Consider the following 25,722-nt stretch of genomic DNA (forward strand, 5'->3'; position numbering starts at 1 on the left):
CGCTATAATTCAAACATGGCGCCGTCGAAGCGCCTCGCTTCGCAACGGAATGGCCATGGAATGCCGGTGAACGGCAGAACAGGTCAGCGAAAATCTCCTCTTCTGCCGGGGTCCCGGCGAAAGGAGGTGCGTCATGGTACGCAGTATGGTCTACGGCCTCATCGCCGTCATATTGCCGACATTGGTGATCGCGCATCCGCATTCGGCAGCATCGCAGATGATGCGCAGTTGCGCAGGCCGACCCGAAATCGTCAATTTCCTGGACAAGAACTTCGCCGAAAAGCTCACGGCAGTCGGACTGATCAACCAGAACGCCATTCTCGAGGTCTATGCCGCCGAAAGCGGCACCTGGACACTCATCGTCACGGATGTTCACGGGATAAGCTGCGTCCTGCTGTCGGGTGATAGCTGGGACACGATGCCCATCTTGCCGGGCCTTGCGACATAACGCATGTCGCGCAAAAGTGTGCGGCGGTTTTGCGATAACGACATGCGTAAAAACAAAGACCTAAAGCGCAAGGAGCGAATCTGAAAGATTGCGACGCGCTTTAGGGAATGCCGTTGTTGCCGCAGTCTATTTCGTCGCGCCGCGTTTCAGGTGCTCGTCCAGACGCGGCATGATCTCGACGAAATTGCACGGCGCGCTGCGATAGTCGAGCTGTCCTTTCAGAATGCCGTCCCAGGCATCCCGGCAGGCGCCGGGTGAACCCGGCAGCACGAAGATGAAGGTGGCGTTGGCAACGCCTGCCGTGGCGCGCGACTGGATCGTCGCGGTGCCGATCTTCTCGTAGGAGATCCGGTGGAAGATGGCGGAAAAGCCGTCCATCCGCTTTTCGAACAAAGGCTCCAGCGCCTCGGGCGTCACATCGCGGCCGGTAAAGCCGGTGCCGCCAGTGGTGATGACGACGTCTATGTCTTCGTTCTCAGTCCAGGCCTTCACCCGCGCGGCAATCGCGGTGCGATCATCGGGCACGATTCCCCGGTCGACCAGCTTGTGGCCTGCCTCCGTGATCCGCGCCGCCAGCGTGTCGCCTGACTTGTCCGTCTCCGGTGTGCGGGTATCCGAGACAGTCAGAACCGCAATGCCGACCGCGATGAAGGGCCGTTTTTCGTCCAGACCTGCCATCATGCGCCTCCCGATACCGTTTCCGTCGCCTGGAAATACCAGTCAGGGCGCGCGTCGTGAAGAGCTGCCGCCGCATCTTCGGCGGCGGTCATGCTCGCAAATATGCCAAAACAGGTGGCGCCGGAACCGGACATGCGGGTCAGAAGCGCGCCGTTCGCTTGCAGCATTGCCGCGATCGCCGTGATCTCGGGCACGAGTTCGCGCGCCGGCGGCTCCAGGTCGTTGCGAGCAGCAGCAATTGCCGCGAGCCAGTCGGCAGTCTGAGGCCGGCTCGGTGCCAGGCGCAGAGCCGGATTGTTTTTCTCCGCCAGCCGGCGGAAAACCTCGGGCGTCGAGACGCCCCTCAGCGGATTGGCGAGCACCATGGCGAAGGCCGGCAGCTCCGGCACGGGTTCGAGCTCTTCGCCGATGCCGCGGGCAATCAGCGGCCGGCTCTCCAGGCACATCGGCACGTCGGCGCCGAGCTTCAGGGCGACAGCTGCGAGCGCCTCCTCGGGCAACGTCGCGCCCCAGAGCCGCATCAGCCCGCGCAGCGTCGCAGCCGCATCCGCCGAGCCGCCGCCGATACCGGAGGCAACAGGCAGGTTCTTTTCCAAATGGATGCGGACGGGGAAGGCGAGGGGACCGATCGCCGTGCGCAGGAGGTCGCGGGCCTTCAGCACCAGGTTGGTGCCGCTGTCGCCGGCAAGTGTTCCGCCAAAACGGCCCGACAGGGTGAACTCATCGGTCGGCGACGGCATGAACTCCAGCCGGTCGCCGTGATCTGCGAAGGTCACCAGCATATCGAGCAGATGATAGCCATCCGGCCGCTGGCCCGTCACATGCAGGGCCAGGTTGATCTTCGCGCGAGCTTCCTCGGTGATGCTGGAGCATGATGCCGAAAAGTGTGAGCGGTTTTCGGACGACATCATGCTCTATTTCTTTGATCTGAATCCAGCCAAGCCCTCATCAGGCATGGTTTCGAGCATGGCCCGTCAGGATTTCTTGTCGACCGGCGGCGGGATAACGGGTGCCGGATCCGGCTGCTTCTTGTCGGCCGCCTTGGCATCGTCGCTGGCGGGGGGCAGTCCGTTGGCGACCTTGTCCTTGATCTTCGGGATCTCGGCAGCTTCGGGCTCGGAGCTGAGCGCCCGGTTCCACTGGTAGACGGCCTCGAGCTTGCGCCCGACGCGCCAGTAGGCGTCGCCGAGATGGTCGTTGATCGTCGCGTCGCCGGCCTTGATCTGTGCGGCCCGCTCCAGCTCGTCGACGGCATCGTCGAAGCGGTTGAGGCGGAAATAGGCCCAGCCGAGCGAATCGATGATGTAGCCGTCGTCAGGGCGAAGGTCGACGGCCTTCTTGATCATGCCGAGACCTTCGTCGAGGTTCCGGTTCATGTCGATCCAGGAATAGCCGAGATAATTCAGCACCTGCGGCTGGTCGGGATTGAGTTCCAGCGCCTTGCGGAAGTTCGGCTCCGCCTGGTCCCACTTCTTCAGCCGCTCATAGGCAATGCCGCGCTGGAAGAAGACGCTCCAGTTGGAGCGGCCGGGAAGGGGGCCGATCGCGTCGACGGCCTTGTCGTAATTGGTGGCCATCGCCGCGTAGTCCTTGGCGTCGGAGAGCACGCTGCCATAGGCGAGGTAACTGCGGATGTCCTTCGGGTCGGAGGCGATCAGCGCCTGCAGGTGCTTGCGCGCCTCGTCCACCTTGCCGCCCTGGGCAAGGGCAAGGCCGAGCTGCAGCTCGGAGATGCGCCGCATCGGCGAATTCTCCGGCACCTTCTTGTAGAGCGCGATGGCGCGGTCCATCTGGTTCTGCTTCTCGGCGATGCCGCCGAGCAGCACCAGCGTATCGGCGCTGTTCGGATCGAGCGCATTGGCCGTCTGCAGGTACAGCGAGACGATGTCCTCGGCGCCGTCGCGGTTCAGCGCGCCGCCGACGGAGAAGAGCACGCCGGCAGCCCCTTCTTCGGCCGTCTTGACCTGCTGTTCCTGCTTCTCGTTCTTTTCGATGCTGTCGCGCAGCGCGTTCAGCGGCGCATAGTTCGGCAACAGGTTGTCGCCGACGGAAACGGCGTCGAGCGCCTTCTGCTTGTTGCCTTGTGTTGCTTCGAGGCGGGCAAGCGCCATCACCGCGCGCATGAAGGTATCCGGCGCCGTCGCGCCGCCTTCCTTGTCGAGCACGGCATCGTTCAGATGCTGGCGGGCGGATTTCACGTCGCCGGCGACGATGGCGATCGCGCCAGCATTATAATTCTGGAAGATGCGGAACCAGTCCGGCCCCTTCATCTTCTCGACCATGGAAAGCGCTTCCTTGCCGCGGCCGGCGCCGACACGGGCCCAGGCCAGCAGCAGGTCGTTCATCATCCGGTCGAGATCGTTCGGCCCCTTATATTTCAGGATGGACTCGGCGGTCTTGTAGTCGTCGCGGCGCACGGCATCCATGCCGCGCACGATCGTGGTGATGCGCTCGACGGAAGGATCGCCCTTCAGGTCGTTGGCGTATTTGACGCCCTCCTTGATGTCGCCATTGAGCAGCAGCGAGATCATCAGCCGCTGGCGAATCTCGGGATTGCCGGGCTCGATCTGCAGCGCCTTCTTGTAGAGTTCGATCGCCGTTTCGTAGTCATGGTCGACATCGGCGGTGCGCGCCGCGAGGAAGGCGCCGGAGAAAGTGGTCACGCTGTCCGCATCAAAGTGAGCGGCCGTGCCGGCATCGTCTGCCTTGGCCGCATCCTCGGCGTTCACGCCGCCGACACCGCCCAGCGAAAGGACAGCTGCAAGCGCTGCGCTCGTAAGAAGACGGATGGCAAGTCTCTGCCGCATTAGGAAACCTTTCTTCGACAGCGTCCCGACAAATGGTGTCGGTCGCAAAACCAGTTGCGATCACTGATTCACAACAGGATGGCTTTTTTGAAGCGGCGCTGCAAGAAAATCAGCCTGCGATCAAGGACGTTTGATCAATTGACGCGCTCGATGCAGAAGTCGATCACTTCCATCAGGGCGGATTTCCAGACCGTATCGGGAAGGGGCGCAAGCGCGTCCCGTGCGATCGTTCCGTAATGGATCGCGCGGCCGATCGTGTCGCTGAGCGTGCCATATTTGGTGATCAGCCCCAGCGCTTTTTCGAGGTTGGCGTCGGTGCTGTTGCCGGCTTCGATCGCATCGCGCCAGAAGGCGCGCTCGTCCTCGGTGCCGCGGCGATAGGCCAGAATGACGGGCAGGGTGATCTTGCCTTCGCGGAAATCGTCGCCGACATTCTTGCCGAGATCGGCCGCCTTGCCGCCGTAATCAAGCGCGTCGTCGACGAGCTGGAAGGCGAGCCCAAGATTCATGCCGTAGGATTTCAACGCATTGCGGCCGGACCGGCCGACCTCGGCGACGATCGGCCCGACTTCGGCGGCAGCGGCAAAGAGGGCCGCCGTCTTGGCGCGAATGACGGAGAGATAATCGTCCTCCGTCGTCTCCATGTTCTTGGCGACGGAAAGCTGCAGCACTTCGCCTTCCGCGATCACGCAGGCGGCGGAAGACAAGACGTCGAGCGCATCGAGCGAGCCGACATCGACCATCATGCGGAACGCCTGGCCGAGCAGGAAGTCGCCGACCAGCACGCTTGCCTGGTTGCCCCAGATCATCCGTGCCGTCGATTTGCCGCGGCGAAGATCGCTCTCGTCGACGACGTCGTCATGCAGCAGCGTCGCCGTGTGCATGAACTCGACTGACGTGGCGAGTTTGACGTGGTTTTCGCCCCTGTAGTCGAACAGCGAGGCGGAAGCCAGCGTCAGCATCGGCCGCAGCCGCTTGCCGCCCGATGAGATCAGATGGTTCGCCACTTCGGGGATCATCTGCACGTCGGAGCCGGCCTTGGACAGAATGAGCTGGTTCACTCGCTCCATGTCCGCCCTGGTGAGATCGACCAATGGCTTGATGGATGCCAGTTTGTTTTTGCTTTCTTCAAGCGGTATGACCACGCCCAACGACCCGGACTCCTGTTCATTCTTTGCACCTGACAATAGAAAGGGGCGATGGACGCGGCAAGGGGTGAATTGTCGCGCTGAGCGAAATTGGAAGGAAAACGACGGCAAATGCATGAGCTTATCCGCGCCAACGACCCCGTTCTTCTCTCCTATGCCGAGAGTTTGATGAAGGATGCGGGAATTCACTGCTTCATCGCCGATCAGGGCATGAGCGTGCTGGAAGGCTCGCTCGGCATGCTGTCGCGCCGCCTGCTGGTGGATGAGGAGATGGCCGATCAGGCGCGCCGCATCCTCATCGATGCGGGTCTCGGTGGCGAGTTGCGCGAGCGGAAGTGAGCTCCGATGACCGGGGAAACCACTGACACCATCGATGCCTTTCATCGCGGCGCCTTCCATGTGATGCAGCCGAAGGGCAGGGGCCATCGCTCCGGCATGGATGCGATGCTGCTTGCGGCTCTGGTCGCCGACGATCGCCCGGTCAGGGTTGCCGATCTCGGCGCAGGCGCCGGCGCCGCCGGTCTTGCCGTCGCCTCGCGGCTTGCCAATACGCAAGTGGTGCTCTTCGAGCGTTCGGCCGAGATGGCCGATTATGCCCGCCGCAGCATCCTCTTGCCCGACAATGCCCATGTCGCGGGCCGCGTCAGCGTCATGGAGGCCGATGTGACGCTGACCGCCAAGGCGCGCAACGATGCGGGGCTCACCGATGAGAGCTTCCACCACGTCATCATGAACCCGCCCTTCAACGACGCCGGCGACCGGCGCACGCCGGATGCGCTGAAGGCAGAAGCCCATGCGATGACCGACGGCCTGTTCGAAAGCTGGATCCGCACGGCCGGCGCCATCATGATCCCAGGCGGGCAAATGTCGCTGATCGCCAGGCCACAGTCGATCGCCGAGATCGTTGCCGCTTGCGGCCGGCGTTTCGGCGGCATCGAGATCACCGCTATCCACCCGCGTCCGGGTGAAAATGCCGTCCGTATCCTGGTGACTGGTATCAAGGGATCGCGGGCGCGGCTGTCGCTGCGTGCGGCCCTCATCATGCACGAAGAGGGGAGCCACAAGTTCTCCCCTCTCGTCGATGATTTCAACAATGGCCGGGCGGCCTACGCCAGGCTCTAGACTGGCGCCACACTTTTCCTGGAACTGCTTCAGCCGGTGACGAAGTCGAAGAGCAGCTTGACGTTTAGCCCGGCGATGACGACCGCGATCAGATAGGCGATGCCGCTCAGCCAGCGGGGCGCCACCAGTTCGCCCATCTTGGCCTTGCTGGCGGTAAACATCACCAGCGGGAAGACGGCGAAGGAAAGCTGCAGGCTGAGCACCACCTGTGTCAGGATCAGCAGCTGTGCAGTGCCCTGATCGCCGTACCAGATGGTGACGATCGCCGCAGGCACGATGGCGATGGCGCGGGTGATCAGCCGGCGTACCCACGGCTTCAGCCGGATCTTGAGGAAGCCTTCCATGACGATCTGGCCGGCAAGCGTTGCCGTCACCGTCGAGTTGAGGCCGCAGCAGAGAAGCGCGATGCCGAAGAGCGTTGGCGCGATGGCGAGGCCGAGCAGCGGCGATAGCAGTGAATGGGCCTCGCCGAGTTCGACGACGTCGGTCTTGCCGTGCGCATTGAAAGCGGCCGCCGCAAGGATCAGGATCGAGGCGTTGATCAGCAGCGCGAAACACAGCGCCACCGTGGAATCGATCGTCGCAAAGGTCAGCGCCTCCCTCTTCTCGGGAACGGTATGGCCGTAGGCCCGCGTCTGCACGATGCCGGAGTGAAGATAGAGATTGTGCGGCATGACGGTCGCGCCGAGAATGCCGAGCGCCAGATAGAGCATCTCCGGATTTGTGACGATCTCGGTGGTCGGGAAGAAGCCGGTGAGGACGGCGCCCCATTGCGGGTCGGCAAGCAGGATCTGCACGCCGAAACAGACCGCGATGACGCCGAGCATCGCGATGATGAAGGCCTCCACCCAGCGGAAGCCGAGCTTTTGCAGGAAGAGGATCACGAAGACATCGAGCGCGGTGATCAGCACGCCGAGTTCGAGCGGGATACCCATCAACAGGTTGAGGCCGATCGCCGTGCCGATCACCTCGGCGATATCGGTGGCGATGATGGCGATTTCCGCAAAGGCCCAGAGCGGCACCGAGACATATCTCGGAAAAGCGTCGCGGCAGGCCTGCGCAAGATCGCGCCCGGAAGCGATCGCCAGACGCGCACAGAGCGCTTGCAGCACGATCGCCATCAGGTTGGAAAGCAGCGCGACGGTGAGCAGCGCGTATCCGAATTTCGAGCCGCCGGCGAGCGATGTCGCCCAGTTGCCGGGGTCCATGTAACCGACCGCGACCATGTAGCCCGGCCCGGCGAAAGCTGCCGCCCTTCGCCATTTCGAGCTGTGACGCCCGGTTCCGACGGTGCGGTAGACATCGGAAAGCGATCCCTCTCCGCGTTCGTGCCGCCAGCCGCTCTTTGCATTCGGATTGAGGACGTCCATGCGATTTTCACCTGTTTTATCGTCAGCGCAATATGACGGATTAGAATGATAATGCAAGTCATTCGCAACAACAAAATCAAACCTGATGTTTTCAGGCCCGATGTTTTCAAGAACGCGGCCATTGCGTTTGCCGTTCCAGCGCATACATGGATGCCGATCGCAAACTGCGATCCTGCGACCCGAAGCGAAGGATGGAAAATGGCCGGATTCTTGAGAAAACTGATGCCGAGACGGTTCCGCAAGGACGGCATCACCATCCCGGTCGTCCGGCTGCAGGGGGCGATCATCAGCGGCGGCGGCCAGTTCCGGCCGACCCTCAATCTGGCCAATGTCTCTCCGGTTCTGGAAAAGGCCTTCGCCATGAAGGACGCGCCGGCAGTCGCCATCTCCATCAATTCGCCGGGCGGCTCGCCCGTCCAGTCGCGCCTGATCTTCACCCGCATTCGCGAGCTCGCCCGCGAGAAGCAGAAGAAGGTTCTGGTCTTCGTCGAGGACGTCGCCGCCTCCGGCGGCTACATGATCGCGCTTGCCGGCGACGAGATCATTGCCGACGCCACCTCCATCGTCGGCTCGATCGGCGTCGTCTCCGGCGGTTTCGGCTTTCCCGAATTACTGAAGAAGATCGGCGTCGAACGCCGCGTCTATACCGCCGGCGAAAACAAGGTGATCCTCGATCCTTTCCAGCCGGAAAAGGAAAAGGATATCGAGTACCTGAAGAGCCTGCAGCTCGAAATCCATCAGGTCTTCATCTCCATGGTGCGCGAGCGTCGCGCCGGTAAGCTGAGGGACGATGCGACGGTCTTTTCCGGCCTGTTCTGGAGCGGCACGCGCGGCCTGGAGCTCGGCCTCATCGATGGCCTCGGCGACATGCGCCAGGAGTTGAAGAGGCGCTACGGCCAGAAGACCAAGCTGGAGCTCGTTACCGCCGGTCGCGGCCTGTTCGGTCGCCGGATTCCAGGCGTGTCGCCGGTCTCGCTCGAGGGCGCTGCATCCGGTCTCGCAACAGGGCTTGTCGAAGCAGCGGAAGAGAGAGCATTGTGGAGCCGTTTCGGGCTTTGAAGGGAGCAAGAGAGGGGCATGCCGCAGTTAATTACCATTCTGATCCTGGTCTTCTCAGCCTGGTGGCTTTACCGCCGCTTCGTCTCTGACGCCCGCAAGCTCGCCGAAAAGTCGCGCCGTGCTGAAAAGGAGCGCCAGACCGGCGCGATCGGCACGCTGGTCAAGGACCCGGCGACCGGAGAATACCGGCTGAAGCGCGAGGGCGAATAAGAGGCGTCGCCACTCATCTGCCGCCCATCCGGCATCCTAGACCCCTCCCCAACCCCTCCCCACAAGGGGGAGGGGCTTAATTTGCCGCACCCGCTTTCCAGATCTTCGACGTTTAGGGAGGAGCGAGGCGGGTACTCCGGGTTAGTCCCTCCCCCTTGTGGGGAGGGGTTGGGGAGGGGTTTTAGATCTCTCCGCCGCCGCAAAAGTCTTGACCCCCGCCGCCCTCCATGGCACCTGTCGCGCCGATAAATCCCACGCAATCGGTGCCGTTCGATGTCAGCTATCCCAGACCATATGAACCCGAAGCGCTCCTTCCAGGCGCTGATCCTGACCCTGCATAATTACTGGGCGGACAAGGGTTGCGCGGTGCTGCAGCCCTACGACATGGAAGTCGGCGCCGGTACCTTCCATCCGGCCACCACGCTGCGCGCCCTCGGCCCCAAGCCCTGGAAGGCAGCTTACGTCCAGCCATCCCGCCGCCCCTCCGACGGTCGCTACGGCGAGAACCCGAACCGACTGCAGCATTATTACCAGTACCAGGTCATCCTGAAGCCGAACCCGCCAAACCTGCAGGAGCTTTATCTCGGTTCGTTGGCGGCGATCGGTCTCGATCCGCTGCTGCATGACATCCGTTTCGTCGAGGACGACTGGGAAAGCCCGACGCTCGGCGCCTGGGGCCTCGGCTGGGAATGCTGGTGCGACGGCATGGAAGTCTCGCAGTTCACCTATTTCCAGCAGGTCTGCGGTATCGAATGCTCACCGGTCGCCGGCGAACTGACCTATGGTCTCGAACGCCTCGCCATGTATGTCCAGGGCGTCGACAATGTCTATGACTTGAACTTCAATGGCCGCGACGGCGACGAGAAGATCAGCTATGGCGACGTCTTCCTGCAGGCCGAGCAGGAATATTCGCGCCATAATTTCGAATTCGCCAATACAGAGATGCTGCATCGCCACTTCGTCGATGCCGAGAAGGAATGCCGGGCGCTGCTCGATGCCGGTGCCCCCGGCGACAACGCCAACCAGCGCCTGCACAAATGCGTCTTCCCGGCCTATGACCAGTGCATCAAGGCAAGCCACGTCTTCAACCTGCTCGATGCCCGCGGCGTCATCTCGGTCACCGAGCGCCAGAGCTATATCCTGCGCGTGCGCACCCTTGCCAAAGCCTGCGGCGAAGCCTTCCTGCTGACGGACGCCGGCGGCGTCAACCTCTCCAAAGAGGCGGCGTAACACAAAAGTCCGCCAGCCGTATCTTCGATATAAACGGCTGGTCGGGCACCCCGAATCCTCGCGGATATCGGCGTTTGACGGCGGCCGGCAAACCCGCGTAGTCTCCGCCCCGTCATTACTTCGCTGCGGGGGATTCGCGATGTTTATTGCGCTTGGCGTCATCGTTCTGGTCGCGCTCTATCTCATCTTCGTCTACAACGGCCTGGTTCGCGCGCGGCAGATGGCGGAAGAGGCCTGGTCGGGCATCGACGTCCAGCTCAAGCGCCGTGCCGACCTGATCCCGAACCTGATCGAGACGGTCAAGGGTTATGCCGCCCATGAAAAGACCACGCTCGAAGAGGTGGTTGAGCTCCGCAACAAGGCGCAGGCCGTTCCATCAGGCGATGTTGCGGGCAGGGCGCAGGCGGAAGGTCTGCTCGGCCAGGCGCTCGGCCGGGTCATCGCGCTCGCCGAGGCCTATCCCGATCTCAAGGCCAACCAGAATTTTGCCGAGCTGCAGGCTTCGCTGGAAACCATGGAAGGCGAGCTGCAAATGTCGCGGCGTTATTACAACGGCGCTGCCCGCGACCTCAACGTCAAGGTCGAAAGCTTCCCGTCCAATCTCGTTGCCGGCCAGTTCGGTTTTGCCAAGCGGGAATATTTCGAGATCACCAACGAGGCCGACCGCGCCGTCCCCACCGTGAAATTCTGACGATCCGGCATTTTGCCTTTGCCAGAAAGCGATTAAGAGCAAGGGCAGATCGCGACGCGCTTTAGGGTCGCCTTATGGACGGAAGAACAGCATGACACGCACAGCCAAACTCACGATCATCCCGCCGGGAAAACCGCTTTCGGGCCGCGCCATGCCGCCGGGCTCCAAGTCGATCACCAATCGCGCCCTGCTGCTCGCCGGCCTTGCGAAGGGCACGAGCCGGCTGACCGGGGCGCTGAAGAGCGACGATACGCGCTATATGGCCGATGCGCTACGCGCCATGGGTGTCGCGATCGACGAGCCTGACGATACCACCTTCGTCGTCACCGGCAGCGGTAGGCTTCTGCCGCCCAAGGCGCCGCTCTTCCTCGGCAATGCCGGCACGGCGACACGTTTCCTGACGGCCGCTGCGGCTCTGGTCGACGGCACCGTGATCGTCGATGGCGACGAACATATGAGCAAGCGCCCGATCGGTCCGCTGGTCGAGGCGATGCGCACGCTCGGCATCGACGTGACCGCAGAGACCGGTTGCCCGCCGGTCACCGTCAAGGGAACCGGCCGCTTCCAGGCCGACCGCATCCGCATCGATGGCGGCCTGTCCAGCCAGTATGTTTCGGCGCTGCTGATGATGGCGACCGGCGGCGACCGGCCGGTCGACATCGAACTCGTCGGCGAGGATATCGGTGCGCTCGGCTATATCGATCTGACCACGGCGGCGATGAAGGCTTTCGGCGCCAAGGTCGAGAAGACCAGCCCCGTCACCTGGCGCGTCGAGCCGACCGGCTACCGCGCCGCCGATTTCATCGTCGAACCGGATGCCTCGGCTGCGACCTATCTCTGGGCCGCCGAAGTGCTGACCGGCGGCGCGATCGATCTCGGTGTTCCCTCCGACGCCTTCTCGCAGCCGGATGCGCGCGCCTACGACATGATCGCCCGTTTTCCGCATCTGCCGGCAGAGATCGATGGCTCGCAGATGCAGGATGCCGTTCCAACCCTTGCCGTGCTTGCCGCCTTCAATGAGACGCCGGTTCGTTTCGTCGGCATCGCCAATCTGCGCGTCAAGGAATGCGACCGCATCCGGGCGCTCTCGACCGGCCTCAACCGCGTTGTTTCAGGCCTTGCCCGCGAAGAAGGCGATGATCTGATCGTGCAATCCGATCCCGCACTTGCGGGCAAGCGTCTGCCGGCGGAGATCGACAGCTTCGCCGATCATCGCATTGCCATGAGTTTCGCGCTCGCCGGGCTGAAGATCGACGGCATCACCATTCTCGATCCCGATTGCGTCGGCAAGACCTTCCCCGCCTATTGGCGGACGCTGGCGGCACTCGGTGTGACCTATCAGGACAACGATTGACGAAACGCAGCCGAGGCTGCCGGCGGGGAGACAGGGATGGGGCGTCGGTTTTTCGGATTTTGCTTTGCACTGCTGTTGACACTCGCCGCCCCAGCGGCCTTTGCCGCCGAGGTGATCGACAGTTTCGCCTCCGACATCACGCTCGAAAAAAGCGGTGCAATGACGGTGACGGAAACGATCACTGTTAATGCAGAGAACAACCAGATCAACCACGGCATCTTCCGTGACTTCCCGCTCCATTTCACCGATGCCGCGGGCCGCCGCCGCAGCGTCGATTTCGATGTGGTGTCGGTCCAGCGCGATGGCGATAACGAGGCCTGGCACACCGAATCGATATCGGGCGGCATCCGCATCTATGCCGGTTCTGCCGATGTGACGGTGACGCCGGGCCGTCATCGATATGTCTTCACCTACAGGACCAACCGCCAGATCCGCTATTTCGACGATCATGACGAACTCTATTGGAACGTCACCGGCAATGGCTGGATCTTCCCGATCCGCTTGGCAACCGCGACGGTGAAGCTGCCGCCTGACGTCGGCGCGGCGGAGACGACCTTCTTCACCGGCCCCCAAGGCGCGACGGAAAAGAATGCCCGCGTCAGCGAAACCGGCGCTGGCCTGGTCTTTTCCACCACCGCGCCGCTCGATGCCCACGAAGGCCTAACCTTCGCGATCCGCATGCCGAAGGGTTCGATCGATCCGCCGAGCGCGGATATGGAAAGCACCTGGTGGTTGAAGGACAACCGCAATTATTTCATCGGCTTCGGCGGCCTGATCCTCGTTTTCGCCTATTACACGCGCTCCTGGCTGAAGGTCGGCCGCGATCCTGCCCGCGGCGTCGTCGTGCCGCGCTGGGACGCCCCTGATGGTATCTCGCCGGCGCTGGTCAACTACATCGACAACAAGGGTTTCTCTGGCGAGGGCTGGACGGCGCTTTCCGCCACCGCGCTCAATCTTGCCGTCCGCGGTTACGTAAAGCTCGAAGATCTGGAGAATTCGATCGTCATCCAAGGCACCGGCAAGCCGCTCGGCAAGGAGAAATTCCAGGCCGGCGAGATCGAACTGCTGAAGGTTGCCGGCGGCGCCGGCTCGACGCTGACGATCGACAAGGCCAATGGCGAGCGGGTGAAGTCCGTCGGCCAGGCCTTCCGCTCGGCGATCGAGAAGGAACACCGCGGCAAATATTACAATTCCAACCTCGGTTATACCGCAGGCGGCGTCGTGCTCAGCGCCGCCGCCCTGGTGATACTGTTCGTCTTCGGTTCGCTGGAGCCCGACACGATCGCGCTCATGCTGATTCCAATCGCCATCTCGGTCTTCGTCGCGGTGTTCGTCGCCGGCCTCGTCAGATCGCTGCATCGCGGCAAGTCGCTGTTCGGCAAGATCATCGCCATCATCTCCGCCGCGATCGGCGCCTTCGTCGGCATCAGCATCCTGGCGATCTTGGTGATGGCGCTCACCTCGTCGCTGATGGAGCTGCATGAAACGCCGATGCTCTTTGCCGTCGGCGGCATCGTGCTTTTGAACATCCTCTATTTCTTCATCATGGGCGCGCCGACCCCGCTCGGCGCCAAGATGATGGATGGCATAGACGGCCTGCGCCAGTATCTGACGCTTGCCGAGAAGGACCGGATGAACACGGCCGGCGCCCCGAAAATGTCGCCGCAGCATTTCGAGACGCTGCTGCCCTATGCGGTGGCGCTCGGCGTCGAAAAGCCCTGGTCGCGCACTTTCGAAACCTGGCTTGCGGCAGCTGCCGCCGGTGCGGCCGCTGCCTATGCGCCTGCCTGGTATGCCGGCAATTTCAACAGTGGCAGCTTCTCCGATCGTATCGGCGGCTTTTCCTCTTCCATGGCCTCGACCATTGCTTCGACGATTCCCTCGCCGCCGCCATCGAGTTCTTCCTCCGGTTTTTCCGGCGGCGGCTCGTCCGGCGGGGGCGGCGGAGGCGGCGGAGGCGGGGGTTGGTAGCTTTCCCGCTTGACCTTTCGGTCCTTCGCCCTTAACCGCCAGACGAAACAGGAAAGGGTGGCGCATGAAGGTTCTGTTGATCGGATCGGGCGGACGCGAGCATGCGCTCGCCTGGAAGCTGGCGCAATCGCCGTTGATGACGGAATTCTACGCCGCACCCGGCAATCCCGGCATTGCCGAACACGCCATGCTGGTGCCCGTTGACATCGAGGATCACCAAGCAGTCGCGGCCTTCTGCAAGGACAAGGCGATCGATTTCGTCGTCGTCGGACCGGAGGCGCCGCTGGTTGCCGGTCTCGCCGACCGGCTGCGCGCCGATGGCCTGGCGGTTTTCGGTCCCTCCGCTGCCGCAGCCCAGCTCGAGGGTTCCAAAGGCTTCACCAAGGATATCTGCGCCCGCTACGACATTCCGACAGGCGCCTACCAGCGCTTCAACAATGGACCGAAGGCGAAAGCCTATATCCGCGCCGAGGGTGTGCCGATCGTCGTCAAGGCCGACGGCCTTGCCGCCGGCAAGGGCGTGACGGTTGCGATGACGCTCGACGAAGCTTTGGCCGCCGTCGACGACTGCTTCGAGGGCGCCTTTGGCGCTGCCGGCGCCGAAGTCGTCGTCGAGGCCTATCTCGATGGCGAGGAGGCGAGCTTCTTCTGCCTTTGCGATGGCAAACATGCGCTGCCGCTCGCAACCGCCCAGGATCACAAGCGGGTGGGCGAGGGCGATACCGGCGTCAATACCGGCGGCATGGGCGCCTATTCGCCGGCTCCTGTCATGACCGCCGAGATGGTCGAGCGCACGATGAAAGAGATCATCGAACCGACGATGCGCGGCATGGCCGAGAGCGGTCATCCTTTCTCCGGCGTCTTTTTCGCCGGGCTGATGATCACCCAGAAGGGGCCGGAGCTGATCGAATACAATGTCCGCTTCGGCGATCCCGAATGCCAGGTGATGATGATGCGGTTGAAGAGCGATCTCCTGCCGCTGCTGCTTGCCACCGCCAATGGCACGCTCGATCAGGTCAACGCCGAATGGAACGACGATCCGGCGCTGACGGTGGTCATGGCTTCGAAGGGCTATCCCGGCGCCTACGAGAAGAATACGCCGATCCTCTCCCTGCCTGATGCAGGCGAGGGCGAGAAGGTGTTTCATGCCGGCACGGGTCTGAAAGACGGTGCACTGGTTGCGACCGGCGGCCGCGTGCTGAATGTTACCGCGTCGGGCGGCACGGTCGCCGAGGCCAAGGACCGCGCCTACGCGCTGCTCGACAGGGTGAGATGGGAAAACGGCTTCTGCCGGCGTGACATCGGCTGGCGGGCGATCGAGCGCGAAACCGGCTCGGAATGAGTATAAACCGGCCCGTTCTTGAAATTTTTACCCTTTCCCCTGACGGGATGGAAACAAAGCTGCGCTAATTTGCTCCCAAGATGAGACGGAGTAGCGTTGATGCGTCAGATTTTCCTCGGTGCGGCAATCCTGCTGATGGCAGGTTCTGCGATGGCGTCCTCGATAGAGGTGGTCGGCAAGACTGCGCCGCGCGATGATGGCAGCATCATTACCGAAACCTGCGCCCATTGCCCGCCGCTCCAGGCCGAGCTGACCAAGAAGGACTATACGGTGCCGGAGCTGAAGCCCGGCGTCCTCCAGGCGAGTGAAATCCGCGATGTCGGCGGTGAAAAGAAGATCTATCGCACCGAAGGCTGGATGGGCGGCTCGCCCGTCGTTTTCGTCAGCAAGGCGACGCCTGAATCCATGATTGCGGCCGCGCCGGCGGCGGCGCCGGTAGACGGCATCGACATGAATGCAACCACCGCGGCCGTCATTGGCGGCGACGCCAAGCCCGTTGTGGCAGGTATGGCGGAACAACCGGCAGCGCTTAACGCTTCCGAATTCAAGCTGCGTTTCTAGGAGCAACTTCCAGGAAAGCGCGTAGCGGCTTTCCGCCTGGAATTGCGTAAACAACAAATTCCCTGCCCCCGCCTGATCAAGATTTCGATCGTTTGGGGGGCCACCACTGGTGGGCCGAATGCACCCTCGATGAGCAGCGGGGGTGCATTCATGTTTTTGATGCACCGGGCAAGCTGAGAATTCGAAAAAGAAATGATATTAGGCCCGCGGATGAAAATCCGTCGGTGTGCCTAACTCTACCCCCTGATTTTCAGGGAAGTTCACATCGCGAACAATAAAATTAAAGCTTTCTTATAGGGTGAGCATCAATTGTCACTTTACCCGGTCGCAGCATGTTTATTTTAGCAGCGGTAGACGCGTCCTCTTTTTCGGCGCGCTCGCACAGGCGGTAGAAAACCGCGCCGGAATGCAGCTATCCATTCCCGTTGCGAGGCGTCATGAAAAATTTGAAGATATCGAAGCAGCTCATATTGCTTGTCGTCGGCCTGATGATCGCCTTTGCGATTGCCACCTCCCTGCAGATCCGCTCCTCGGTGGATGCGATCTACAAGGAGCGCTATGACATGCTGCGGGCGGAGGTGCAGTCTGCAGTCTCTGTTCTCAAAATCTACCAGGCCAAGGTGACTGCCGGCGAAATGACGCTGGAAGACGCCCAGAAGCAGGCCTACGCCACGGTCAATGCGATGAAATACGACCCCGATGGCTATTTCTTCGGCTATAGCTACGACATCCAGATGATGTTCCATTATGATGCCGCGAAAGTCGGTCAGGTCAACAAGGGCCAGCCGGACAGCAAAGGCAAGCTCTATCGCGAAGAGCTGGTCAAGCTCGGGCAGCAGGGCGGCGGTCTCGTCGAATATTATTCCACAGCCAAACCGGGCCAGCCCGCTGGCGATTTTCGCAAGACGGCCTATGCACAGGCCTTCGATCCCTGGAAGGTCGTCGTCGTCACCGGCGTCTACATGGACGATCTCGATGCTCAGATAAACAGAACGATCCTGACCGCGCTCTCCGGCAGCATCGTTCTGTTCTTCCTTGCCATGACAGCGGCATATTTCGTCATCCGCGGCATATCGGGACCTCTCAACAACGTCCATGCCGCCCTGCAGTCGGTCGCCGAAGAGGATGTCTCCATCGCCATCCCGCATACCGGGATGAACAATGAAGTTGGGATGATGGCGAAGGCGACGCAGTCGCTGCAGGAAAAGATCAGGGAACGCCATGCGATGTCGGATCGCGAGGCGGCTCAGCAGCTGGCGCTGGAAAGCGAGCGCGAGAACAATCTGCGTCAGCAGCAGGATGAAGCAACGCTGCAGGCACGCGTGGTGACGACGATCGGCCAGGCGCTGGCGATGATTGCCCGCGGCGATCTCACCGTCCGCTGCGCCGATCTCGGCCAGAAATACGCCGCCCTGCGCGATAACTTCAACGATGCGCTGTCGCATCTCGAAGCCGCCATGGCCAAGGTCAGCGCCAAGGGCACCGACATCGGCACCAGCAAGGAAGAGATCCGCCGCGCCTCCAACGAGCTGTCGCAGCGCACCGAGCGCCAGGCCGCCAGCCTGGAGGAAACCTCGGCCGCTCTCGATGAGCTCACCGTCGCCGTCCGCCAGACGGCCGATGGCGCGCACGAAGCCAGCAAGCGCGTCCATTCGGTCAGCACCGAAGCCACCCACAGCGATGCGATCGTCACCCAGGCGATCGAGGCGATGAGCGGCATCGAGAAGTCGTCCTCGGAGATCACCAAGATCATCGGCGTCATCGACGAGATCGCCTTCCAGACCAATCTGCTGGCGCTGAATGCCGGCGTCGAGGCAGCGCGTGCCGGTGAATCCGGCAAGGGTTTTGCGGTCGTCGCCCAGGAAGTGCGCGAACTCGCCCAGCGTTCCGCCGCGGCCGCCAAGGAGATCAAGGATCAGATCGCCCGCTCCTCCAGCCAGGTCGACCATGGCGTCCGCCTGGTCGGCGAGGCAGGCGAGGCGCTGAAGCGCATCTCCGACCAGATCAAGGCCGCCAACGAGATCGTCGCCAAGATCGCCCATAGCGCCTCCGAACAGGATACGACGCTGCGCTCGATCTCCTCGTCGATGAACCAGCTCGATGCCGCCACTCAGCAGAATGCCGCCATGGCCGAGGAGACCACGGCATCGGCCGAGACGCTCGCCAGCGATACCGACGAGCTGATCGATCTCATCCGCGGCTTCCGTGTCAGTGGCGAAAGCGCTGCCCCGGCCATGCATCAGGGTCGCCGCGCCGCCTAGCGCAATTCCAGGAAAAGTGTGTAGCGGTTTTCCGTCAGGAATTGCGTAAAAACAAAAACGGCGCGGGGACAAAAGCGTTTTTATCACCAAATTTTTAGCGGCCGTCGGTTCTCCGGCGGCCGTGCCTTTTGAGGCTCATTGCCCGATACGCTCGATCAGCTGTTCGATCTCGCGATCGGAAAACACCTCGACGCCATCAGCTTTCAGCGCTGCCGCCGTCACGCCGGCGCCGGCCCGCTTGCGGCCGGAAAACGTGCCGTCATAGATGAAGCCGGATCCGCAGGAGGGGCTGCCGTCGATGAGCAGCGCATAGTGGCAGCCGGCCTGCCTTGCGAGCGCCACGGCATTTTCCGCCGCCAGCAGGAACTCTTCCGTTACGTCGGCGCCCGTCAGCTCGACAACCCGCGCCTTGCCGGCCAGCACATCCTCGCCGCTTGCCGCCTCAGCAATCTCCGCCGGCGGCCGCGGCACCGTCATGCCCGCCGACATCTCCGGACAGATCGTCACCAACCGGCCCTCGGCCCGCCATGTCTCGATTACCGGATGAAGCAACGGCTTCGCCCGCCCGTCATAGCGGACGGCGTGCCCCATGAGACAGGCGCTGACGAGAATCTTGCTCTGCATGTCTGCTTGAATACAGCCGGAGCCGCGGCAATGCCAGACTGCCGATGGCGGCCGAACATCACCCCGAAATCTTCGAGAAATCCGCAACCGTTCCCGTCGCCTCGCGGATCAGCCGCAACAGGGCCAGACGGTTGGCGCGGATGGCGGCGTCCTCGTCGTTGACGAGCACGTCTTCGAAGAAGCGGTCGACCGGGCCGCGCAGTTTGGAAAGCGCTTCCATCGCCGAGCGGAAATCTTCCCCGGCAACCGCGTCCGAGGCATCCTTCGAGGCGCTTGAGATTGCGGCGAAGAGCTCCTTCTCGGCATCGAGCTTCAGAAGCGTCTGCGAAACGCCATCGGCGATCACGGTGCCCTTCTTTTCCTCGGCGGCGAGCAGCTGCGTCGCGCGCTTCGTGCCGGAAAGCAGGTTCTTGCCGTCTTCCGAGGTGATGAAGGCCGTCAGCGCTTCGACGCGGCGCGCCACCATCAGCAGGTCGTCGGCATCGGGTGTCAGCACGGCGTCGATGAGATCGTGGCGGGCGCCATGGTCGCGCAGATAGACCTTGAGACGATCGTGGAAGAAGGAGAGCAGGTCGCCATCCCTAGTTGTTGCCAGCAGCGGCAGGCGGATCCTTCGCTCCAGCAGGATCCTGACGACACCGAGGGCGGCCCGCCGCAGTGCAAACGGATCCTTCGACCCCGTCGGCTTTTCATCGATCGCCCAGAAGCCGATCAGCGTATCGAGCTTGTCGGCAAGGGCGATCGTGATCGCCACTCTGTCCTCCGGCACGCGGTCCGACGGACCCTGCGGCTTGTAGTGATCCTCGATCGCCGCGGCAACGGAGGCATCCTCACCCTGCAGCGCCGCATATTTGCGGCCCATCAAGCCCTGCAGTTCGGGAAATTCGCCGACGGCCTCGGTGCGCAGATCGGCCTTGGCGAGCACGGCGGCGCGATCGATGAGAGCCGGGTCGGCGCCGGTGATATCAGCCAATTCCTTGGCCAGCGTGCGGATGCGGGCGACACGTGCACCCTGTGTGCCGAGCTTGGCATGGAACGTTACGTCAAGGGCATCGAGTTTGGCCATGCGCTGGTCGAGCGGCTTGTTGATGTCGAGGCCGAACTTTGCCGCCGAAGCGGTGAGCGTCTCGAGATCCGGCAGATTGCCCTGGTCGCGCTTCCAGAAATGCAGCGCGTCCGAAAGTCTGGCCCGCACCACCTTGCCGTTGCCATGGACGATTTCCTTGCCGCCATCGCTCGCCTGGATGTTGGAGACGAGGATGAACTTGTTCGAAAGCGTCTCTTCACCCTGTTTGCGGGTGACAAAACACTTCTGGTTGGTCTTGATCGTCAGCCGGATAATTTCGGAGGGGATCGAGAGATAATCCTCCTCGAAGCTGCCCATCAGCACCTGCGGCCATTCGACGAGGCCGGAGACTTCCTCCAGCAGGCTTTCGTCTTCCACCAGCTCCAGCCCGTTGGCAAAGGCGATGTCGCGGGCGTCGTGCAGGATGATGTCCTTGCGTCGCTCGGCATCGAGGATGACCTTCGCCTTTTCCAGGTTCGCCGCATAATCGTCGAAGCGCCGCACGGTGATCGGCTCGGGCGCGTGGAAGCGATGGCCGTAGGTGATGTTTGAAGCGGTGATGCCGTCGATCTCGAAGGGGATGACGGTGGTCTCTTCATGCTCCGGCCCGAAGGTGCAGACGATCGACTGCAGCGGCCGCACCCAGCGCAGCGCACCGGGCTTCGACGAGGCCTTGCCCCAGCGCATCGATTTCGGCCAGGGAAAATCGCGGATGATGCCCGGCATCACATCGCTGACGATCTCTTCCGCAGCACGGCCGGGCTTGGAGATGACCGCGACGTAGAAATCGCCCTTCTTCGGATCGCTGACCACCTGCGCCTCGGAGACCGAGGAAAGGCCGGCGCCGCGCAGAAAACCTTCGATCGCCTTTTCGTTGGCGTCGGTGCGCGGTCCCTTGCGTTCCTCGCGTACATCGGCCGAGCGGGCCGTCAGGCCATGGATGTCGAGCGCAAGCCGCCGCGGCGTCCAGTATTCGCGTGCGCCCTCGTAGGAAAGACCCGCTTCGACAAGCGCATCGGTGACGAGCTTCTTCAGGTCGCCGGCAGCCTTGCGCTGCATGCGGGCCGGAATCTCTTCGGAGCGGAGTTCGAGAAGAAGGTTTGGCATGTCGAATTTCCTTGCCTCCCGCGACAGGGGAGGGATGGCATGGGCGCCGGGTCAAAACGTTGCTTCTGCTAGCAAAGAATGGCGCATCTGCACAACCGCAAAATCGCCGCCTTTCCGGCATGCTTATCCTGTGGATCGGCGCTCGGCCGTAAACTCCAACATTGCCTTGCCGCTTTTCGCCGCTATGGTCCCGCCACCTCTGTCGAAACAGGAAATCCCATGGCCGCAGACCTCCGTTTTCTCGCAGCCCGCATCTCGGCCGAAATCAGCGCCCGGCCCGAACAGGCCAAAGCCGCCATCGAGCTGCTCGACGAGGGTGCCACCGTGCCCTTCATCGCCCGCTACCGCAAGGAAGTGACGGGCGGGCTGGACGACACGCAGCTGCGCAATCTCGCCGAGCGGCTGGTCTATCTGCGCGAACTCGAAGCCCGGCGCGACGCGATCGTCGAATCGATCACCGGCCAGGGCAAGATGACCGACGAACTGATGGCCAAGGTCGCAGGCGCCGAAACCAAGGCCGAGCTTGAAGATCTCTACCTGCCCTACAAGCCGAAGCGCCGCACGCGGGCCGAAATCGCCCGTGAACGCGGCCTCGGTCCGCTCGCCGAGAAGATCCTCGCCGACCGCGCCAGGGAACCGGCGGTGTTGGCCGAAGGCTTCGTCACCGCTGATGTGCCCGATGTGAAGACGGCGCTGGAAGGCGCGCGCGATATCATCGCCGAAGGCATTGCCGAAAATGCCGACCTGCTCGGCAGGCTGCGCGCCCATATGCGCCAGGCCTCGCTGCTGAAGGCCAAGGTCGTCGACGGCAAGCAGGCGACGGGCGAGAAGTTTTCCGATTATTTCGATCATTCCGAACGCTGGGCGACCGCCCCCGGCCACCGCGCGCTCGCCATGCTGCGGGGCTGGAACGAGGAGGTGCTGACGCTGACGATCGAGGCCGACGCCGAGACCGCCTCTCCGAACAAGCCGGTCGAGCGCATGATCGTGGCGGCCTACGAGATCGGTACGAGCCGTCCCGGCGACCGCTGGCTGATGGAGGTCGCAAGCTGGACGTGGCGCGTCAAGCTTTCCATGTCGCTCTCGCTCGACCTGATGCGGGAACTGCGCGAAAGGGCCGAAGAGGAGGCGATCCATGTCTTCGCCCGCAATCTCAAGGACCTGCTGCTGGCTGCACCCGCCGGCTCGCGCGCCACGATGGGTCTCGATCCCGGCATCCGCACCGGCGTCAAGGTCGCCGTCGTCGACGGCACCGGCAAGGTGGTGGCGACATCGACCGTCTATCCCTTCCAGCCGAGGAACGATGTGCGCGGCGCCCAGATCGAGCTCGCATCGCTGATCCGCAAGCACAATGTCGAGCTGATCTCGATCGGCAACGGCACCGGCAGCCGCGAAACCGAAAAGCTGGTGGCCGACATGCTGGCCGAGTTGCCGGCGCCGAAGCCGACCAAGGTCATCGTCTCGGAAGCCGGCGCCTCGGTCTATTCCGCCTCGGCGACCGCAGCTGCTGAATTCCCCGATCTCGACGTGTCGCTGCGCGGCGCCGTCTCCATCGCCCGGCGCCTGCAGGATCCGCTGGCCGAACTCGTCAAGATCGAGCCGAAGTCGATCGGTGTCGGCCAGTATCAGCACGACGTCGACCAACAGAAGCTGTCGCGTTCGCTCGATGCCGTGGTGGAAGATGCGGTGAATGCCGTCGGTGTCGATCTCAACACCGCGTCTGCGCCGCTGCTGTCTCGCGTCTCCGGCCTCGGTCCGTCGATTGCCGACGCCATTGTCCGTCACCGCGACAGCGAAGGCCGTTTCGAGAGCCGGCGGGATCTGTTGAAGGTCGCGAGACTCGGCGGCCGCACCTTCGAGCAATGCGCCGGCTTCCTGCGTATCCCCAACGGCAAGGAGCCGCTCGATTCCTCCTCGGTGCACCCGGAGGCCTACGGCGTCGCCAAGAAGATCGTCGCTGCCTGCGGCCGCGATCTGCGCGCGCTGATGGGCGACAGCGCCGTCTTGAAATCGGTTGATCCGCGCCAGTTTATCGACGAGAAATTCGGCCTGCCGACGGTCAGGGACATCATCGCGGAGCTGGAAAAGCCTGGTCGCGACCCGCGTCCGAGCTTCAAGACCGCGACCTTCGCCGAGGGCGTCAACGAAATTTCCGACCTGACGCCTGGCATGGTGCTGGAAGGCACGGTGACCAATGTCGCCGCCTTCGGCGCCTTCGTCGATATCGGCGTGCACCAGGATGGTCTGGTGCATGTGTCCCAGCTTGCCGATCGCTTCGTCAAGGATCCCCACGAGGTCGTCAAGGCGGGCGATGTCGTCAAGGTGCGGGTTGTCGAAGTCGATGCCAAGCGCAAGCGCATCGGTCTTTCCATGCGCCGCGATGACGGCTCATCAGCGCCGCCGCCGCGTGGTGATTCTCGTCCAAACCAAGGGTCGCGGCCGCAGAGCGAACGCCGGCCTGCGGCTCAGAAACCGGAAAGCCAGGGCGCATTCGGCGCGGCACTTGCCGAAGCCATGAAGCGAAAATAAGGGTTTAACCGGCATTTCGGCAAAAATGCAACAGTTTGGCAGCGTTCTGAACGGAGTGCTAAATCCGGCGCTTGTAAGGCGAAAGAGAGCCACTAAGTTGATGTGACCATCCTGTCACATTTGCGAGGCGTCCATGGCGTCGGCATTCTTATCGATCGTCCAGCAAATCGTCCGCAAGGGTTCGTTGAAACTTACCCTTGCCAATGGCGAAACCCACACTATCGGCGACGGCACGGGTGAACCCGTTGTCGCCCGCCTTGCCGATCAGGAGGCCGAGGACGCCATCCGGCGCGACCCGGCCATGAAGCTCGGCGAAATGTACATGCAAGGCCGGTTCGTTCTCGAACAGGGCAACATCTACGATTTCCTGTCGCTGGTGAAACAGAACACCACCAATGAAATCTTCGATTTCAAGATGGCGGCACTGCTCCTCGGCCGCATTGCCTGGCAGCAGCTGAAGAGCCGCGTGCCGGTCAATCGCAACAAGCACAATGTCGCCCATCATTACGACCTGTCGGCCAAGCTCTTCGATCTTTTCCTCGACGAGGACTGGCAATATTCCTGCGCCTATTTCGAACCGGCCGGCATCAGTCTCGATGAGGCGCAGCTCGCCAAGAAGCGCCATATCGCCGCCAAGCTTCTGCTTGAGCCGAACCAGCGCATCCTCGAGATCGGCTCCGGCTGGGGCGGCATGGGCATGTACCTGACGGAGGCGACCGACGGTGCCGATTTCACCGGCATTACGCTGAGCGAAGAGCAGCTCAAGGTCTCCCGTGCGCGCGCTGAAAAGCGCGGCCTTGCCGACCGTGTGCGTTTCGAACTGCAAGACTACCGCACCATGACGGGCAGGAAGTTCGACCGCATCGTCTCGGTCGGCATGTTCGAACATGTCGGTATCGGAAATTACGGCAATTTCTTCCGGAAGGTATCGGATCTCCTCGACGACAACGGCGTCATGGTGCTGCATTCGATCGGCCGTCCGAAGCCGAGCTTCGGCACCAATGCCTTCATCGAGAAGTACATCTTCCCGGGCGGCTACATCCCTTCCGTCGGCGAGGTCGTGCCGCCGCTCGAGAAGGCCGGGCTGCTGGTCAAGGATATCGAGATCCTGCCGCTGCATTATGCCTATACGCTGCGCCATTGGCGCGAGCGTTTCGTGGCACGCAAGGCCGAAGCGGTGGCGCTTTACGACGAGCAATTCTTCCGCATGTGGGAATTCTATCTGGCGGGTTCGGAAATGGGTTTCCGTTGGGACGAGCTCTTCATCTTCCAGATCCAGATCGCCAAGAACCAGTTCGCCGTTCCCGACAATCGCAACTATATTGAGCGGAACGAAGCCAAGCTGAAGGAATTCGAGGCGACACGCGCACCGCTGGAAAAGGTGACGTTCTGATTCCGCGGAAGTGCCGCTTCCGCTGGCGGTTTTGCCGGGGGACCGATTTTCATGAAAGGACGTGCCGATGAGCAGTGCGTTTCCCGAGATCTATCTGGTCCGCCACGGTGAAACCGAATGGAGCCTGTCCGGGCGCCATACCGGACGCAGCGATATTCCCCTGACGGCGAACGGCGAGGAGGCCGCGCGCAAACTCGCCGACCGGCTGGCGGGCCTTACCTTCTCCGCCGTCTGGTCGAGCCCGTCCGAGCGGGCCCGCAAGACCTGCACGCTCGCCGGCTTCGGCTCGGACGCGGTGATCAAGGACGATCTCGCCGAATGGGATTATGGCGCTTATGAAGGCATCACGACCAAGGCGATCCTTGCCGACCGCCCCGGCTGGCAGCTCTTTCGCGACGGCTGCCCGAACGGCGAGTTTGCCGCCGATGTCGGCGCCCGCGCAGACGCCGTCATCCATGCGCTTCGCCAAGCGGCCGGCACCATCCTGATCTTCTCGAGCTCGCATTTCCTGCGGGTGCTCGCTGCCCGCTGGCTCGGCCTTCCGCCGGAAGGCGGCGCGCGTTTCGTGCTCGATACCGCGAGCATCAGCGTGCTCGGCTATGAGCACGACCTGACCGAACCCGTCATCCGCCGGTGGAACCAGAGATAGGGAAGCTGCGGCAGCGGGTTTGCGGAGTTCCATAGCAGATGCCGCCAGCCGTGTCTCATCCGACCCTTCGGGCCACCTTCTCCCCGAGGGGAGAAGAGGCAG

General features: G+C 62.6%; 22 protein-coding genes. 15 read left to right on the plus strand and 7 right to left on the minus strand.

Going from position 1 to position 25,722, the window contains the following annotated elements; translation table 11 throughout:
- Positions 1-133 precede the first annotated feature (133 nt).
- Positions 134-448: a hypothetical protein gene (locus J3P73_RS05320; protein WP_018070116.1), complete on the plus strand. Its 315-nt coding sequence runs from the start codon at positions 134-136 to the stop codon at positions 446-448.
- A gap of 126 nt (positions 449-574) precedes the next feature.
- Here J3P73_RS05320 and moaB read toward each other — a convergent pair whose 3' ends face one another.
- The 4 genes from moaB to J3P73_RS05340 form a co-directional block, all read right to left on the minus strand.
- Complete coding sequence (moaB, locus tag J3P73_RS05325; RefSeq protein WP_130654739.1) at positions 575-1,126, minus strand: molybdenum cofactor biosynthesis protein B; 552 nt, start codon at positions 1,124-1,126, stop codon at positions 575-577.
- On the minus strand, positions 1,126-2,037 hold the full coding sequence (locus tag J3P73_RS05330) for a 4-(cytidine 5'-diphospho)-2-C-methyl-D-erythritol kinase (RefSeq protein ID WP_075224756.1): 912 nt from the start codon (positions 2,035-2,037) through the stop codon (positions 1,126-1,128). Before J3P73_RS05330 ends, moaB begins: the two co-directional genes overlap by 1 nt.
- Before the next feature lie 63 nt (positions 2,038-2,100).
- On the minus strand, positions 2,101-3,933 hold the full coding sequence (locus tag J3P73_RS05335; protein WP_130654740.1) for a tetratricopeptide repeat protein: 1,833 nt from the start codon (positions 3,931-3,933) through the stop codon (positions 2,101-2,103).
- 134 nt (positions 3,934-4,067) lie between these two features.
- Complete coding sequence (locus J3P73_RS05340) at positions 4,068-5,084, minus strand: polyprenyl synthetase family protein (protein WP_018070111.1); 1,017 nt, start codon at positions 5,082-5,084, stop codon at positions 4,068-4,070.
- A gap of 108 nt (positions 5,085-5,192) precedes the next feature.
- On the opposite strand from J3P73_RS05340, the gene J3P73_RS05345 reads away from it, so the two are divergent.
- Together J3P73_RS05345 and J3P73_RS05350 are read left to right on the plus strand one after the other, a co-directional pair.
- Positions 5,193-5,420: a putative signal transducing protein gene (locus tag J3P73_RS05345; protein ID WP_024321294.1), complete on the plus strand. Its 228-nt coding sequence runs from the start codon at positions 5,193-5,195 to the stop codon at positions 5,418-5,420.
- Positions 5,421-5,426: 6 nt separating this feature from the next.
- The gene (locus tag J3P73_RS05350) at positions 5,427-6,203 is read left to right on the plus strand and encodes a tRNA1(Val) (adenine(37)-N6)-methyltransferase (protein WP_130690858.1); all 777 of its coding nucleotides are present in this window, start codon (positions 5,427-5,429) and stop codon (positions 6,201-6,203) included.
- A gap of 29 nt (positions 6,204-6,232) precedes the next feature.
- Here J3P73_RS05350 and J3P73_RS05355 read toward each other — a convergent pair whose 3' ends face one another.
- Positions 6,233-7,573: an Nramp family divalent metal transporter gene (locus tag J3P73_RS05355; RefSeq protein WP_130672035.1), complete on the minus strand. Its 1,341-nt coding sequence runs from the start codon at positions 7,571-7,573 to the stop codon at positions 6,233-6,235.
- A 198-nt stretch (positions 7,574-7,771) separates the two neighbouring features.
- Between J3P73_RS05355 and J3P73_RS05360 the strand changes: the two genes are divergently transcribed.
- The 9 genes from J3P73_RS05360 (at position 7,772) to J3P73_RS05400 (ending at position 18,252) form a co-directional block, all read left to right on the plus strand.
- Complete coding sequence (locus J3P73_RS05360) at positions 7,772-8,632, plus strand: S49 family peptidase (protein ID WP_130654742.1); 861 nt, start codon at positions 7,772-7,774, stop codon at positions 8,630-8,632.
- 18 nt (positions 8,633-8,650) lie between these two features.
- Positions 8,651-8,842, plus strand: coding sequence for a membrane protein (locus J3P73_RS05365; protein WP_003556931.1), 192 nt, complete (start codon positions 8,651-8,653; stop codon positions 8,840-8,842).
- Positions 8,843-9,115: 273 nt separating this feature from the next.
- Positions 9,116-10,072: a glycine--tRNA ligase subunit alpha gene (locus tag J3P73_RS05370; protein WP_011650682.1), complete on the plus strand. Its 957-nt coding sequence runs from the start codon at positions 9,116-9,118 to the stop codon at positions 10,070-10,072.
- A 139-nt stretch (positions 10,073-10,211) separates the two neighbouring features.
- Entirely contained in the window at positions 10,212-10,763 is a 552-nt protein-coding gene (locus J3P73_RS05375) for a LemA family protein (protein WP_024321290.1), read from the plus strand.
- A gap of 91 nt (positions 10,764-10,854) precedes the next feature.
- Positions 10,855-12,117, plus strand: a complete 1,263-nt coding sequence (locus J3P73_RS05380) for a 3-phosphoshikimate 1-carboxyvinyltransferase (protein WP_024321289.1) — start codon at positions 10,855-10,857, stop codon at positions 12,115-12,117.
- A gap of 36 nt (positions 12,118-12,153) precedes the next feature.
- On the plus strand, positions 12,154-14,088 hold the full coding sequence (locus tag J3P73_RS05385) for a DUF2207 domain-containing protein (protein ID WP_207579785.1): 1,935 nt from the start codon (positions 12,154-12,156) through the stop codon (positions 14,086-14,088).
- Positions 14,089-14,152: 64 nt separating this feature from the next.
- Positions 14,153-15,430: a phosphoribosylamine--glycine ligase gene (purD, locus tag J3P73_RS05390; RefSeq protein WP_130716884.1), complete on the plus strand. Its 1,278-nt coding sequence runs from the start codon at positions 14,153-14,155 to the stop codon at positions 15,428-15,430.
- Between the two features lie 99 nt (positions 15,431-15,529).
- Complete coding sequence (locus J3P73_RS05395) at positions 15,530-15,991, plus strand: plant virulence effector HPE1-like domain-containing protein (protein ID WP_075224746.1); 462 nt, start codon at positions 15,530-15,532, stop codon at positions 15,989-15,991.
- Between the two features lie 437 nt (positions 15,992-16,428).
- Positions 16,429-18,252: a methyl-accepting chemotaxis protein gene (locus tag J3P73_RS05400; RefSeq protein WP_018070100.1), complete on the plus strand. Its 1,824-nt coding sequence runs from the start codon at positions 16,429-16,431 to the stop codon at positions 18,250-18,252.
- 135 nt (positions 18,253-18,387) lie between these two features.
- Here J3P73_RS05400 and J3P73_RS05405 read toward each other — a convergent pair whose 3' ends face one another.
- Together J3P73_RS05405 and glyS are read right to left on the minus strand one after the other, a co-directional pair.
- A complete protein-coding gene (locus J3P73_RS05405; protein ID WP_130654748.1) occupies positions 18,388-18,876 on the minus strand; it encodes a 2-thiouracil desulfurase family protein in 489 nt (162 codons plus the stop codon).
- A gap of 58 nt (positions 18,877-18,934) precedes the next feature.
- Positions 18,935-21,049: a glycine--tRNA ligase subunit beta gene (gene glyS / locus J3P73_RS05410; protein ID WP_130716886.1), complete on the minus strand. Its 2,115-nt coding sequence runs from the start codon at positions 21,047-21,049 to the stop codon at positions 18,935-18,937.
- A gap of 219 nt (positions 21,050-21,268) precedes the next feature.
- Between glyS and J3P73_RS05415 the strand changes: the two genes are divergently transcribed.
- From J3P73_RS05415 to J3P73_RS05425, 3 genes are all read left to right on the plus strand, one after another.
- A complete protein-coding gene (locus J3P73_RS05415) occupies positions 21,269-23,578 on the plus strand; it encodes a Tex family protein (RefSeq protein WP_130716888.1) in 2,310 nt (769 codons plus the stop codon).
- A gap of 133 nt (positions 23,579-23,711) precedes the next feature.
- Entirely contained in the window at positions 23,712-24,971 is a 1,260-nt protein-coding gene (locus J3P73_RS05420) for a cyclopropane fatty acid synthase (protein ID WP_130691398.1), read from the plus strand.
- 67 nt (positions 24,972-25,038) lie between these two features.
- Positions 25,039-25,620 (plus strand): histidine phosphatase family protein, encoded by a 582-nt coding sequence (locus tag J3P73_RS05425; RefSeq protein WP_018070095.1) that lies wholly within the window; start codon positions 25,039-25,041, stop codon positions 25,618-25,620.
- Positions 25,621-25,722 lie beyond the last annotated feature (102 nt).

Origin of the sequence: Rhizobium ruizarguesonis (assembly GCF_017357285.1) — a bacterium.
Lineage (GTDB): Bacteria > Pseudomonadota > Alphaproteobacteria > Rhizobiales > Rhizobiaceae > Rhizobium > Rhizobium ruizarguesonis.